The organism is Stenotrophomonas indicatrix, from assembly GCF_050573115.1.
GTDB lineage: Bacteria > Pseudomonadota > Gammaproteobacteria > Xanthomonadales > Xanthomonadaceae > Stenotrophomonas > Stenotrophomonas lactitubi_A.
The window spans coordinates 843,432-855,605 of sequence record NZ_JBNYZT010000001.1 but is presented as its reverse complement, the minus strand read 5'-3'; the positions used below and the strand labels follow the sequence as shown (position 1 = coordinate 855,605).

Genomic DNA, 12,174 nt, shown 5'->3' with positions numbered 1-12,174 from the left:
CGCTCATGCCAACGGCAGGTTGTCCAATGCACGCGACATCCGATCGTGCAGGTCGCGCACGCGTTCGGCCTTGGCGTCCACACGACGCTCGTTACCGAAGCTGCGCACATAGGCGCATGCAGCGAAGCCGGCGCTTTTCCTTTCGTACTCGGCGATCCACGCCAGACGGTCGGGGTTGCTGGCCTGCTCGGCCGACCAGGCTGCCACCGGCGGACGGATGCGGGCGATGATGCCAAGCCGCCACGGTTTCGGTGTCAGCCGCGCACGGAAGCAATGCTGCAGCGTGCACATGCGCGCATACAACGTGTCGGTGCCTAGAGCCTTGAAGAAGGCATGCACCTGCGCATCCTGTGGTTCGAACGTGGCATGCATCGCCAGCACGCGCAGCCCGGCGGGGGTGCGATAGGCACGCAGGTGCCAGTCGGAATGGTGTTCGACGAACGCCTGCACACGCTGCAGCACGATGCCTTCGGCGCCGCCGGACCGGGCCAGTCGTCGCTTGCGCCGCCCCGACAGGATCTGGTTGACCACCACCATCGCGATGCCGCCGGCCGCCAAGCCGATATTGAAGTTGCCCAGGGCCCCGCCGATCAGCGCACCGGCTGCCAGCAGCCCGAGTGCACCGAGCAGCGGCAAAGCACAGCCCGACGGAGTGGGCACATGGTCGATGTCGGCAAACAGTACGTCGGGGGTGTTCAGGCACAGCGCGCCGTAGCTGTTGCGGGTGACAATGACATCATCCCTGCGCTGCACGATCTGCTCGCGGATCGGAATGCCCTCGACACCGTAGTTGGTCCGTCGCTCGCGACGCGGCACGGCCTGGCCGCTGAGGATGTCATCAAGCGCTTCGCGTGCACGCGCATCGGCGTGGGCCTGTGCGGCATCCTGGTCGTCGTCGGACCAGCCAAACCGGCGAACCACCACTGGCCGGCCCCTGTACCTGTCCTGCAGACGGGCTTCGGCCCAGTACGCTGGAACGATCATCATCCTGTCTTCCCCTTGCTTCCATGGCAGCCGCTCGCCGCGAGTCTGGCACAGCAGGGGAGGGCGTTGCACGATACGGCAGCGCATGCGCTGCCACGGTGATAGATTGCGCGCTTCGCGTGCACTCCACCAAGGACGGAGCCATGTTCGTGTCGTTGCGTTGCCTGCTTGCCCTGGCCCTCGGCGGGGTGGTCGGCACTACTCAAGCGGCTGCGCCGGGACCGGAAATCCTGACCGCCGATGCCACCCGCTTCTACGCGCTGTACGAGGCTGCCCGCGGCAAGCCCAGCGTGGCCCAGCTGGAGCAGTATCTGGCACAGGGCACGCCGAGCCTGGCCCAGTTCGCGAAGCTGCGCCGGGTGACCGCCGAACGCATGGCCGAGGCGATGGCGCGCGAGCCTGCGGTGTATGCCAATGGGCGGGCCTGTCTGGCGGAGTTGCCGGCGGTGCGGCAGCGACTGGTGCAGGTGTTCGCCAATCTGCAGGCGATCTACCCGCAGGCGAAGTTGCCGCCGGTAGCGATCGTGGTGGGGCGCGGCAAGCCGGTGGGCATGACGTACCCGGACGGGGTGGTGATCGGCCTGGAAGCGCTGTGCGCGGCCGACTTCATGAACGCCAATGCGCAGGACCGCTTTGTGCACGTGATCGCGCACGAGTACGTGCATATCCAGCAGACCGGCGTGAGCGAGTACGAAGCGGGCGACCCGCGCGCGACGGTGCTGCGCGAGTCGCTGGGCGAGGGGATCGCCGAATTCATCGCCGAGCTGATTTCCGGCAACGTCGGCAATGGTCGGCATGCCGGGTGGACGCGGGGCAAGGAAGTGCATATCGAAAGCGCGTTCGCGCTGGAGGCGGACAGCACCGATCTGAAGCCCTGGCTGTACAACCACACGCCGGGTTCGCTGGAGCCCTACGACCTCGGTTACTGGGTGGGCTATCGCATCGCCAAGGCGTATTACCTGCAGGCCGACAACAAGCGCGATGCTGTGCGCGCGCTGATCCAGCAGAAAGACGCCAAAGCGATCCTGGAGGTCAGTGGCTGGACGCCGGGCATGTGGATGCCGGCCAAGGTGACGGGAGTGGCGGCAAGGACGGCTGCATCGGCAAGATGACCCTCCGCAGGCCGCGCTAGACTGCCCTGGTCGATAGCGGAGGATGCTCATGCGCAGGATGGTTTCGATGGTCTGGCTGCCGGCCGGTCTGCTCATGGCAGCGTTGGCCACGCCAGTGATGGTGCAGGCGGCCAGCAATCCGCTGCTGACCAAGCCGGTCGAGCAGGTGCAGCCGGACGAAGTGCGTTTCATGCAGCAGCGCCTTTCTGATTGGCCGCAGCTGCAGAAGTATCGCGCGGCCAATGCCGCATTGCCGCCACCGCTGGCCGGCCACCCGCGCGTGGTGTTTTTCGGCGATTCGATCACCGAAGGCTGGGGCGTGGAAGGCAGCAACACCTTCTTCCCCGGCAAGGACTACATCAATCGTGGCATCAGCGGGCAGACCACCGCGCAGATGCTGGTGCGCTTTTCGCAGGATGTGCTGGCGCTGCGCCCGAACGTGGTGGTGATACTGGCCGGTACCAATGACATCGCGGGCAATACCGGTCCGGCCACACAGGCGATGATCGAGGACAACCTGCAGGCCATGCTGGACGTGGCGAAGGCGCATGGCATCGCGGTGGTGATGGCGTCGGTGTTGCCGGTCAGCGAGTACCCGTGGATGCCGGGCATCGCGCCTGCGCCCAAGGTGCGTGCATTGAATGCTGCGCTGAAGCGCCATGCCGACGCACGCGGTCTGGTCTATCTGGACTATTACGCAGCGATGGCCAATCGTGCCGGTGGACTGGATGCGCAGTTGGCAACCGATGGCGTGCACCCGACGGCGAAGGGCTATGCGCTGATGGCACCGCTGGCCGAGGCGGCGATCAAGCGCGCGCAGGCGAACGCGCCCAAGCGCTGAGATGGTAGTGCCGGCCGCTGGCCGGCAACCTCAACCTGCATGCAGAACGGATTGCCGGCCAGCGGCCGGCACTAGCCTATCGGAAGCTCGGCCAGCAGCCACTCACAGAACCGCATCACCAGCGGATCGCGGGCGCTGTCCTCGTGCAGCAACCAGCTCCAGCGCGGTCCGCGCACATAGGCCTCATCCAGCGGCTCCAGCAGGCCCTGCGTGCGCGCCGGTGCGGCCAACAGTTCGCTGACCAGTGCGATGCCCAGGCCCTGGCAGGCGGCATCCAGCAGTTGTCCTGGCTCGGAGAAATTCAGGCCTTCGCGCTGCTGGCCGACGTCGGCACCGCCCTGCACCTGCCACTGGCTCCAGTCCATTTCGCGCTCGCCATGCAGGGTGCTGCGCTCGGTAATGGGTAGCGTCAGCACGCTGGGGTGGCAGGCCGGATACAGCCGGTCCTGCAGCAGCACGCGATGCTCGCAATGCGCCTGTGCCTGCAGATCATCGCGAATGCTGATGTCCAGCGTCTGCGCGGTCATGTCCGGCGCCTCTTCGCTGGTCAGCAGCCACAGATCGGCCTGCGGATGCTGACGGCGGAAGTCGCCCAGCCGCGGTACCAGCCAGTGGCGCGCGAAGGCGGGGCTGGTGTTGACGATCAATTGATTCGGCTTGCGGTACTGATCGAGCCGACGGATGCCACTGGCCAGCTGCCGCAGCAGCGACTGCGTGGTTTCCAGCAGGTCGATGCCGGCATCGGTGAGGGTCACGCTGCGGCCCTGGCGGAAGAACAGCGGTTGTTCCAGGGAGTCCTCCAGCCCGCGGATCTGCTGGCTGATGGCAGACTGGCTAAGGTGCAGCTCTTCGGCGGCACGATGGAAGCTGCCGAGCCGGGCGGCGGCTTCGAAGCCGCGCAGGGCGTTCAATGGGGGCCAATGCTTGAGCATGATTGATAAGCCTGGCTGATCGTATTCCCGCTGAATCTATCGTTTGTTCTCATCCATAAGCAAGGGCAACATGGGTCTGTCGCGCATCAGTCGGTGCGCTTGAACTGATCAGCTGGACTTCACGGTCCGTCTCTGGAGCCTGTCATGTCTACCCGACGCCATTTCATTACCCAACTCGCCGCAACTGCCGGCCTGGGCGGCCTGGCCGCGCTGGGTCTGACCGGACTGCCCGTCCGCTCCCGTGCCGCTGCACCTGCCGGGTGGCAGATGCCCGATGAGCACGGTCCGCAGGAACGCGTTTTCCTGGCCTTCGCTGCACAGCCGCGGGTATGGGGGGCGCAGGCCGATGCAGTGAACAGTGCTGTGGCCCGGCTGGCGCGCACCATCGCCCGCCATCAGCCGGTCAGCGTGCTGTGCCGTCCCGCGCAGCGCCGGCAGGCGCAGGAGCGCTGCGGCAACGACAACATCGAGTTCCTCGACGTGGCGCTGGATGACATCTGGGTGCGCGACTACGGCGGCTGTTTCGTCACCGACGACAGCGGCAGGCTCGGCCTGGTCGACTTCAACTTCAATGGCTGGGGCGGCAAGCAGAGTGCACGCAACGATGGCGCAGTAGCACCGTGGCTGGCGCAGATGACCGGCGCGACGTTGCTGGAAAGCGATCTGGTGGGCGAGGGTGGTGGCATCGAAGTCGATGGCCACGGCACCGCGATCCTGACCGAAAGCTGCTGGGTGAACCGCAACCGCAATCCGGGCTGGTCGCGTGCGGACATCGAGGCAGAGTTGAAGCACCACCTGGGCCTGCGCAAGGTGATCTGGTTGCCCGGCATCGCTGGCGAAGACATCACCGATGCGCATGTGGATTTCTACGCACGCTTCGTGCGCCCCGGCGTGGTGATCGCCAACCTGGACAACGACCCGGAATCGTACGATTACGATCTGACCCGTGAGCATCTGCAGATCCTGCGCGAGGCCACCGATGCCGATGGTCGCAGGCTGCAGGTGCATACGCTGCCGCCGCCGCTGGGTGGGCGTGACAATGTGCATACCCGCGACAATGACGATCTGGCCCGGGGCTACATCAATTACCTGCCGATCAACGGTGCGGTGATTGCACCGCAGTTTGGTGACGCGAAGGCGGATGGTTACTGCCGTGAACTGCTGGAAGACCTGTATCCCGGTCGCACCATCGAGCAGGTGGACATCGATGCGATTGCCGGCGGTGGCGGCGGCATCCACTGCGTGACCAAGAACATGCCGAAGGTCGGGTAAGGTCCTTAGCGGCATTGCCGACGCCATGCCATGATGTGGCAACAGTGGCATGCCTAGTGACGAATGGATCTGGATACTGCGGTCTGGAGTGGCATGGTCGGTGGCAGTATCGCCACGGTCATTGCGCGGCGAGCCGCTGAGCGGCTTCCAAGCCACTACCGCGGCCGCAGCCTGACGTATCTGCGGCGCAGGCATCGTGTTGCGGTATGGAGTGCGAACGCGTTGTTCCTGCTTGGGATCGCTGGCAGCCTGCTGATCTGGCCGTTGGGCCACTACGCCCATACCGATTCGCGTCCGTTGCTGCTGGGTATGGGCATCAGCTGCGGTTCTGCGCTGCTGGCGCTGGTACTGGTTTCCTGGGTGTCACGTCGCCCGATCCGTGAGGCGCTGGTGACCTACGGTTACGCGCAGGGCGGCCCGGTGTGGCTGATCTATTCGATCATGCTGGCAGGTGTGGCTGCTGGCGTGGTCGGATTGGTACAGGTGCTCCGCTGAACGCTTGACGGTGCCGGCGTATGCCACGGGTCGTGTTGCTCATGCATCGTCGCGCTTCAGTGCTGCATCCGCAGCCAGCAGTGCCTCCGCTGCCACGCTCAGGGCCGGCGAGGGCGGAGCAACCACGCCGATCGATTCCATCATCTGCGGCATGCCGACGAACTGACGTGCGCGGCGGTCGTAGATGCCGGTGATCAGCAGTGCACGCGTGGCGGTTTTCTGCTCCGGGCCGATCAGCACGCGCTGCTCCATGATGCCGCGTGTGCCGACCCAGCCGACCAGCCGCGTTTCCAGGGTGAAACGCTGGAACGGCTTCAGCTCGCGGCGGAACTGGATGGTGCCGGCGCCAACGATCGGCGCCCACTTCTCACGCAGCGCCACCTTGCCCAGCCCCATGCGCAGGATCAGGTCCAGCCGGCCCAGATCGAAGATGTTCCAGTAGCGGCCGTTCGTCATGTGCAGGTTGCTGTCCAGGTCGTTGGGCAGCACCCGGAAGGAGAGGCGCGAGACCCCGAATGGCGCGTCCAGCTTCGGTCGGAACAGGCTGCACAGCAGCAGGTGGAGCAGGCGGAACCAGAGATTCATGGTTATTACGACTGTTATAGAACGGTCGATACGCTAGTCTATGACGACTGTCTTAGCAAGGAGCCGCCGTGAGCCCACGATCATCCGATGCCCCTCAGCGTGTGATCGATGCCGCGGCGGAGATGCTCGCGCGGGTGGGCCTCAATGCCACCAGCATCCGCGAAGTGACCAAGCTGGCTGAAGCGCCGTTGGGGTCCACGTATCACCACTTCCCGGGCGGCAAGCAGGAACTGCTGGCACGGGCCACCATCATGGCCGGCGACAAGGTGGAGGCGCTGCTGATCGAGCTGCTGAAGGGCGGTGCGGTGCAGGGATTGCAGCAGTTCCTGGCGCTGTGGCGCGAGCGCCTGCTGCGCACCGGTTTTCGCGCCGGCTGCCCGGTGCTGGCGGCGGCTGTCGAGGAGCCGGTGGATGCCACGCCGAGCCAGCCACGTGCGGCGGCCGCCGAAGTGTTCGCCCGGTGGCAGGGCCATCTGACCGCCGCGTTCGTTGCCGATGGACACGCGCCTGTCCAGGCAGCCGGCCTGGCCAGTCTGGTGATTGCCAGCGTGGAAGGGGCGGTGGCGATGAGCCGCGCACTGCAGGACATTGCCCCGTTCGATCAGGTGGCAGCGCAGCTGCTGCGGGCTGCATCACACCGCTGAGCGTTGCACGGTCTACTTGAAGAACATGTAGGCCCAACCTGCAAACATCGGTAACAGCACGGCGATGATCGATGCACCCAGCCAGCGCGCATAACGGCGGGCTGCGTCGGCGCCTTGCCTTTTCAGTGCCCAGGCGTGCAGGGGCAAGATCAGCAGGGCCTGCAGAACGAAGGCCGCCAGTGCGGCAAGCCACAGCGCAAATACGCCCAGGCAGCCGTCACTGAAGCAATAGGTGCCGAACCACGATCCCCAGCCCGCCAGACCGATCATCGGCAGGAACATCACGCTGGCGACAGGGCGGGTGAACTGGGACGCTTGCATGCTGGGGCCGATCCATTCCGTGGCTGCCCAGAATATAGGATCTACACCATGCTGCGGTTGCCTTGGGGCCTGCGGGAATGCGATTGGATGAGGACTGTAGACGCGCCGCCACGGCAGGGTAGAATCCTGCCAGCGCAGCCCGCGCGTGCTTGGCAAGGATGTCTGCATGCTGCATCACCTCTCGCTGGGTGTCCGCGATCTGGACGCTGCCGGCCGCTTCTATGATGCGGCACTCGCAGCCCTTGGCTATCGCCGCGTTTTCGAAGACGACACCGCAATCGGCTATGGCTTGGTCGATGATGAAGACCTGCTCTGCCTGAAACTGCGCGACGATGCGGTCGCGCCGGGACCTGGCTTCCATCTGGCGCTGGCGGCAACCACGCGTGCAGCCGTTGATGACTTTCATCGTGCTGCCTTGGCAACCGGAGGCCAGGACAACGGAACTGCGGGCCTGCGCCCGGATTACGGCGACCATTACTACGCCGCCTTCGTGATCGATCCTGATGGCCATCGCATCGAGGCAGTGACCAAGGCGGCGATATGAGCAACCGACGCCCGACCGTTTCCCTGCCGAGCAGCCGCAGCACCGAAGCGATGCGTGCACGCCGGCAGCTGCAGCATCGTGGCTGGCCGCGGCTGCAGATGGCCTTGATCGTCGTGCTCACCGGCGCTGCCGGATTCCTTGCCTCGCACGTGCTGCGCCTGGCGGGCATGGATGAGATGCTGCTGCGCTATCCACTGGCCGTGCTGATGGCGTATGGCGTGTTCCTGCTGCTGATGTGGGTCTGGATCCGTTGGCGCTGGGATGCGGTGGCCGACGGATTGAGCTCCGGGCCCGGTGGCGGTGGCAGCCAGGGATCGCCGTGGAGCGGCAGTGGTGGGCGTTCTGGCGGGGGTGGCGCGTCCGCCTCGTGGGGTGAATCCGCAGCGTCCTCCAGCACGAGTGCCGACAGCACGTCGTTGCTGGACGTAGCCGACGGCGAGGCAGGCCTGCCGTTGCTGGCCATTCTGGGCATCATCGCGTTGGTGGCTACGGTGCTCTTGGCCAGTGTCTGGGTGGTCTGGTCGGCGCCGGTACTTATGGCCGAGCTGCTGGTGGATGCAGCCATCGCCGGTGGTCTGTACAAGCGTATGCAGGGCATGCAGGAGCAGGGCTGGTGGCGGCTGTGTTTGTCCCATACGATCTGGCCGCTGCTGGGCCTGCTGGTGTTCTTCGCCGCGCTGGGCTGGCTTGCGCAGGAGCTGGCGCCCGGTGCGGTCAGTCTGGTGCAGGTGTTCAAGGCGTTGTAACGACGGTACGTCAGCCATCGCAAAGTCACGTCCTCTCCTTCAATCCGGTTCGGTCATGCGCAAGCGCATTGCATGGAAGCGTATATGGGTGATCAGCACGGCCTTGGCTGTAGTGCTGCTGTTGGCACTGGCCTGCAGCGTTCGGCCCTGGCAGAACCGGTCCGTGGGGGCCGCTGCGGTCAACCTCGGAACTGCCCAGATGCAGGCTGGGGTGATGGCGCTGGCGATCAGGTTCCCCCTGGTCCCGCCTCCTCCCAAGCCAATACCGATGGTGATGAAAGATCCGATGGCGCGCTCGGCCCTGCAGCTACCTGCGCAATCTACGGTGCAGGACGTTGCCACGGTACCCGTTCTGGACAGCAACGCGGCGGCTGCCGTGGACAGGTGGCGACCACGGTTTCAGCCCCGTTTGACCGATCCGGTGGACGAACGGATGGTGGTGATCGAGCGGACGCTGCCCTACTGCTGGCCGGGAAATCGAATGCAGGTCTGTCAGGACAACGATGATCTGGTCACATGGACCGATGACAGGCATATGTACGCATTGCGCAGGCAGTTGGTGGCGCAGTTGCCGCTGGCCAACCGACGCAGCGTCCGGGTGCCGGACGCTGCGCTGGTGGGAACTCCCCACATGAGCCTGGAGCACCTGCAGCTGATCCAGAAGCAGGGAAACGACGGATGCAGGGACGGGGACCGGTACGGCGGACACCTGATTGTCCATCTGTCGATGCCCGTTTTCAGCACAGACAATCAATGGGCAATGATTGCCGTGGCCAACGGCTATTGCGCCAGCGATGGGGGCTACCGCGCTCGAATCCTGTTCCATCGGGAAGATGGGCGCTGGGTTCTGGAGAGAACCGAGCTAGCGCTTTGGGGTATTCGTCAGGGTCACGCACCGTGGCCCAAACACAGGCAATTTTGATCGCAAAGGAGAAGCGCATGGATGTCGCTGCACGCAGTAACAGGAAGTTCGGTCGTTGGTTGATGGTGGCGATGTTCGCCCTGTTGATGCCCTTCGTGGTGCTGGCCCAGTCAGGGCCTACAGCGACCGCGCCCACAACGGAGGCGGCCGCCGAAGAAGCCCAATGCCGCGCTTGTACCTATGAGCGTATCGGGCACAAGGTGGATATCGGCCTGGTAGCGCTGGTGTCGTTGCTGGTGGTTGCCCTGCTGGTGGCCGTTTCCCGCGAGTGGGGCACGACCTCCCAGCGCTGGACCTGCCGCACGACGGCGCTGCTGCTGGTGGGGCTGGGGGTGGCGCTGCTGTGGTGGGCAGGCAGCATCATCTACCTCGGCTACAACCCTTGGCAGGAGGACGCCGCTCCGCTGGATGCAGCGTTGACGTCGACGCTGCTCAGTACGTCGCCGAAGTGGCTGGCGGCAATGGTGTTGATCGCCTTTGCGCCATCCATCTGGAAGCGCAGTGAGCGCCTGCCTGCGTGGCGCATCGGCTGACCTGGAGTCGCGGCGCCGGATCACGTCCGGCGCCGCCTGCTGGAATCAGTCGAAGCGCCAGCGCACGCCCGCGTACACGCCGCGGCCTTCGCCAGGTGTTGAGCGCGCCACGTCCTTGCCGGCATCGTTGTAACCCGGGGTGACGGTGGCTGCGTAATGGCGGTCACCGATGTTGCGCATCTCCGCCCACAGCTGCCAGCGGCCGCCCGGTGCGTCGTAACCGATGCGGCTGCCGAAGATGGCGTGGCTGTCGGCCCAGTAGCTGTTGGCGTAGTCCACTGCGATGCGCGACGCATATTCGGTGTTCAGTGCTGCATACAGGCCCGAGGCGTGGTCGAAGCGCAGTTCGGCCTGGTAGGCATGGCGCGGCAGACCGGGCAGGCGGTTGCTGCCGAAGCGCGTGTCATGGCGATAGCGGAAGTCGCTGAAGGTATAGGCCTGGCGCAGTGACAAACGGCCAGCTGCGGCCTGCCACAAAGTACTGTCCAGACCGGCCTCGATGCCACGGTGCACGGTGGGGCTGGCATTGTTCTCTGCGATGAACAGGTTCGGCACCGGCTGCAGTTCCACGCTCAGCAGCTCGTGGTTCACGTGCGCGTAGTAGCCGGTCAGTTCCCAGCGGCCCAGCGGGGCGTCGCCGCGTGCACCCAGTTCCAGCGTGGTGGCGGTCTGGTTCTGCATCGGCACCGGCGCGCGCTGGCGGCCGGTGGATGGACCATTGCCGGCGCCGAAGTATTGGTTCGAGCCCCAGATCATCGACCACGGATGTGGCGCTTCCACCGAACGGCTGAGGTTGCCGAACCACTGCGTCTGCGGCGTCTGCTGCCAGGTGAAGCCCACGCGCGGGGCGTAGTCCCAGTCGCGGTCGCGCAGGCGGCCACCACTGCTCGGCCAGGTGACCTGCACATCGCGGCGGGTGTTGATCAGCGCAAAACCGGTCTGCACGCGCAGGCGCTCATTCACGGCCAGGTTGTTGCCGATATGCAGCGTGCTGTCGGTGCCGTGGTGGCGGAAGTCGCGCGTGCGGGTGCCGGCGGCATAACCGTTGTTGGCAAAGCGCAGCGACTCGCGCACATCGGCATCCAGGTCATGGGTAACGCGCAGGCCGATGGTGGTCTCGCTGTCCAAACCGAACAGCGTGTGCCGGCGGCGGTAGTCCAGCGTGGCGTTGAGGTTGGCGTAGTCCAGCTGCTGGCGGTACAGGCTTTCGTTCAAGTCCATCGGATACTTGTGATAGACCAGCCCGGCCTGCAGCGAGGAATCCTCGTCGATCTGGAGCGTGGTCACATTGCCCACCCAGGTGCTGCCCGGTTGCGGACGGCGCGCATCGATGGCCAGGTTGGCCGGGTTCGCCGCGCGCGGATCGTTGCGGATCTGTTCGCGGGTCAGGCGCCCGGGTGTTTCGTGGTTGGTTTCGCGGTAGCGCACGAAGAAGCGGGTCTGCAGATCGGGGGTGATCTGCCAGCCGATGTTGGCCATCGCGCCCTTGCCATCGCCGGACGCATGGCGCTGGTAGCCATCGAATTCGGTATCGGTATAAGCCAGGAAGTAATCGACGTCGCCGCTTACGCCACCCCAGCTGAGGCCGCGCTTCTGGTAGCCGCGGCTGCCGGCTTCGTAGTGCAGTTGCACGCCGGCCGAATCGCGGCCGCTGCGGCTGATGTAGTCGATGGCACCGCCCAGCGCCAGCGCGCCGCGTTCGAAGCCGTTCGCCCCGCGCAGGACCTCAACGCGCGACAGCCACAGCGGTTCCAGCAGTTCGTAAGGCGTGCCGCCTGGACCGGTCAGCGGCAGGCCGTCGATCGATACCGCGATGCCGGATGCATGTGCGCCCGGGCCGCGATTGATGCCGGAGCCGCGGATGGACACCTTGGTGCCTTCGTTGCCCGGTGATTGCGCACTGATGCCCGGCTGGTAGGCCAGCACATCGGCACTGCTGGACAGGCGGCTGTCAGCCTTGGCCACATCGATGACGTTGCTGGCGCCTGGTACGCGCTTGAGCGCCTCGCGCGCCTGCGCGCTGGCATCGGCGGCAGTGACCTGCACCGCATCGAGGGTGGTGGCCTGCGGGGCGGCCTGGGCGGTGGTGGCGAGTCCAAGCAGGACGGCCAGCGACAGCGGGGAGAGGGTGAGGCGATACGGCAGGAAGGGCATGCGGACAGTCTGTAAACCAAAAAACAGGCGCGCAAGTTAACAGGTCGGGTGCGGTACGTCACCCACCGGGTGCGTATGTGTAGCGCCGC

General features: G+C 65.5%; 14 protein-coding genes. 9 read left to right on the top strand and 5 right to left on the bottom strand.

Annotated elements, in window-relative coordinates:
• Window positions 1-3: 3 nt before the first annotated feature.
• Complete coding sequence (locus tag ACQ5SA_RS03865; RefSeq protein ID WP_499312772.1) at window positions 4-987, bottom strand: hypothetical protein; 984 nt, start codon at window positions 985-987, stop codon at window positions 4-6.
• Window positions 988-1,127: 140 nt separating this feature from the next.
• Here ACQ5SA_RS03865 and ACQ5SA_RS03860 point away from each other — a divergent pair, with 140 nt between their 5' ends.
• The gene (locus tag ACQ5SA_RS03860) at window positions 1,128-2,096 is read left to right on the top strand and encodes a DUF2268 domain-containing putative Zn-dependent protease (RefSeq protein ID WP_499312770.1); all 969 of its coding nucleotides are present in this window, start codon (window positions 1,128-1,130) and stop codon (window positions 2,094-2,096) included.
• A 49-nt stretch (window positions 2,097-2,145) separates the two neighbouring features.
• Window positions 2,146-2,937, top strand: coding sequence for an SGNH/GDSL hydrolase family protein (locus ACQ5SA_RS03855; protein WP_499312766.1), 792 nt, complete (start codon window positions 2,146-2,148; stop codon window positions 2,935-2,937).
• A 71-nt stretch (window positions 2,938-3,008) separates the two neighbouring features.
• Here the strand turns inward: ACQ5SA_RS03855 and ACQ5SA_RS03850 are convergent, their stop codons facing one another.
• The gene (locus ACQ5SA_RS03850; RefSeq protein ID WP_499312762.1) at window positions 3,009-3,869 is read right to left on the bottom strand and encodes a LysR family transcriptional regulator; all 861 of its coding nucleotides are present in this window, start codon (window positions 3,867-3,869) and stop codon (window positions 3,009-3,011) included.
• 144 nt (window positions 3,870-4,013) lie between these two features.
• Between ACQ5SA_RS03850 and ACQ5SA_RS03845 the strand changes: the two genes are divergently transcribed.
• A complete protein-coding gene (locus ACQ5SA_RS03845; RefSeq protein ID WP_499312760.1) occupies window positions 4,014-5,141 on the top strand; it encodes an agmatine deiminase family protein in 1,128 nt (375 codons plus the stop codon).
• A gap of 63 nt (window positions 5,142-5,204) precedes the next feature.
• Window positions 5,205-5,636 carry a hypothetical protein gene (locus ACQ5SA_RS03840; protein WP_499312756.1) on the top strand — a complete coding sequence of 144 codons (432 nt, stop codon included), beginning with the start codon at window positions 5,205-5,207 and terminating at the stop codon, window positions 5,634-5,636.
• A gap of 39 nt (window positions 5,637-5,675) precedes the next feature.
• Here the strand turns inward: ACQ5SA_RS03840 and ACQ5SA_RS03835 are convergent, their stop codons facing one another.
• Complete coding sequence (locus ACQ5SA_RS03835) at window positions 5,676-6,221, bottom strand: thioesterase family protein (RefSeq protein ID WP_353099496.1); 546 nt, start codon at window positions 6,219-6,221, stop codon at window positions 5,676-5,678.
• A 68-nt stretch (window positions 6,222-6,289) separates the two neighbouring features.
• Here ACQ5SA_RS03835 and ACQ5SA_RS03830 point away from each other — a divergent pair, with 68 nt between their 5' ends.
• The gene (locus ACQ5SA_RS03830) at window positions 6,290-6,865 is read left to right on the top strand and encodes a TetR/AcrR family transcriptional regulator (protein ID WP_499312755.1); all 576 of its coding nucleotides are present in this window, start codon (window positions 6,290-6,292) and stop codon (window positions 6,863-6,865) included.
• 12 nt (window positions 6,866-6,877) lie between these two features.
• On the opposite strand, the gene ACQ5SA_RS03825 is transcribed toward ACQ5SA_RS03830, so the two are convergent.
• Window positions 6,878-7,354 carry a hypothetical protein gene (locus ACQ5SA_RS03825; RefSeq protein WP_499312754.1) on the bottom strand — a complete coding sequence of 159 codons (477 nt, stop codon included), beginning with the start codon at window positions 7,352-7,354 and terminating at the stop codon, window positions 6,878-6,880.
• Here ACQ5SA_RS03825 and ACQ5SA_RS03820 point away from each other — a divergent pair.
• Genes ACQ5SA_RS03820 through ACQ5SA_RS03805 form a run of 4 tightly spaced genes read left to right on the top strand, consistent with a single transcriptional unit; the run spans window position 7,353 to window position 9,931 of the window.
• Complete coding sequence (locus ACQ5SA_RS03820; protein WP_499312752.1) at window positions 7,353-7,730, top strand: VOC family protein; 378 nt, start codon at window positions 7,353-7,355, stop codon at window positions 7,728-7,730. The two genes, ACQ5SA_RS03825 and ACQ5SA_RS03820, sit on opposite strands and share 2 nt — an antisense overlap.
• Window positions 7,727-8,476, top strand: coding sequence for a hypothetical protein (locus ACQ5SA_RS03815; RefSeq protein WP_499312751.1), 750 nt, complete (start codon window positions 7,727-7,729; stop codon window positions 8,474-8,476). The genes ACQ5SA_RS03820 and ACQ5SA_RS03815 overlap by 4 nt, the downstream gene beginning before the upstream one ends.
• A gap of 55 nt (window positions 8,477-8,531) precedes the next feature.
• Entirely contained in the window at window positions 8,532-9,398 is an 867-nt protein-coding gene (locus ACQ5SA_RS03810; protein ID WP_499312750.1) for a hypothetical protein, read from the top strand.
• A gap of 17 nt (window positions 9,399-9,415) precedes the next feature.
• Entirely contained in the window at window positions 9,416-9,931 is a 516-nt protein-coding gene (locus ACQ5SA_RS03805; RefSeq protein WP_499312748.1) for a hypothetical protein, read from the top strand.
• A 45-nt stretch (window positions 9,932-9,976) separates the two neighbouring features.
• Here ACQ5SA_RS03805 and ACQ5SA_RS03800 read toward each other — a convergent pair whose 3' ends face one another.
• Window positions 9,977-12,085, bottom strand: a complete 2,109-nt coding sequence (locus ACQ5SA_RS03800; protein WP_499312747.1) for a TonB-dependent receptor family protein — start codon at window positions 12,083-12,085, stop codon at window positions 9,977-9,979.
• Between the last annotated feature and the right edge of the window lie 89 nt (window positions 12,086-12,174).

Bases quoted from the DNA above. Each gene is read 5' to 3' on its own strand.
- ACQ5SA_RS03800 (WP_499312747.1), bottom strand. From the start codon at position 12,085: ATGCCCTTCCTGCCGTATCGCCTCACCCTCTCCCCGCTGTCGCTGGCC.
- ACQ5SA_RS03855 (WP_499312766.1), top strand. From the start codon at position 2,146: ATGCGCAGGATGGTTTCGATGGTCTGGCTGCCGGCCGGTCTGCTCATG.
- ACQ5SA_RS03835 (WP_353099496.1), bottom strand. From the start codon at position 6,221: ATGAATCTCTGGTTCCGCCTGCTCCACCTGCTGCTGTGCAGCCTGTTC.
- ACQ5SA_RS03850 (WP_499312762.1), bottom strand. From the start codon at position 3,869: ATGCTCAAGCATTGGCCCCCATTGAACGCCCTGCGCGGCTTCGAAGCC.
- ACQ5SA_RS03815 (WP_499312751.1), top strand. From the start codon at position 7,727: ATGAGCAACCGACGCCCGACCGTTTCCCTGCCGAGCAGCCGCAGCACC.
- ACQ5SA_RS03820 (WP_499312752.1), top strand. From the start codon at position 7,353: ATGCTGCATCACCTCTCGCTGGGTGTCCGCGATCTGGACGCTGCCGGC.
- ACQ5SA_RS03840 (WP_499312756.1), top strand. From the start codon at position 5,205: ATGGATCTGGATACTGCGGTCTGGAGTGGCATGGTCGGTGGCAGTATC.
- ACQ5SA_RS03810 (WP_499312750.1), top strand. From the start codon at position 8,532: ATGCGCAAGCGCATTGCATGGAAGCGTATATGGGTGATCAGCACGGCC.
- ACQ5SA_RS03860 (WP_499312770.1), top strand. From the start codon at position 1,128: ATGTTCGTGTCGTTGCGTTGCCTGCTTGCCCTGGCCCTCGGCGGGGTG.
- ACQ5SA_RS03825 (WP_499312754.1), bottom strand. From the start codon at position 7,354: ATGCAGACATCCTTGCCAAGCACGCGCGGGCTGCGCTGGCAGGATTCT.
- ACQ5SA_RS03865 (WP_499312772.1), bottom strand. From the start codon at position 987: ATGATGATCGTTCCAGCGTACTGGGCCGAAGCCCGTCTGCAGGACAGG.
- ACQ5SA_RS03845 (WP_499312760.1), top strand. From the start codon at position 4,014: ATGTCTACCCGACGCCATTTCATTACCCAACTCGCCGCAACTGCCGGC.
- ACQ5SA_RS03805 (WP_499312748.1), top strand. From the start codon at position 9,416: ATGGATGTCGCTGCACGCAGTAACAGGAAGTTCGGTCGTTGGTTGATG.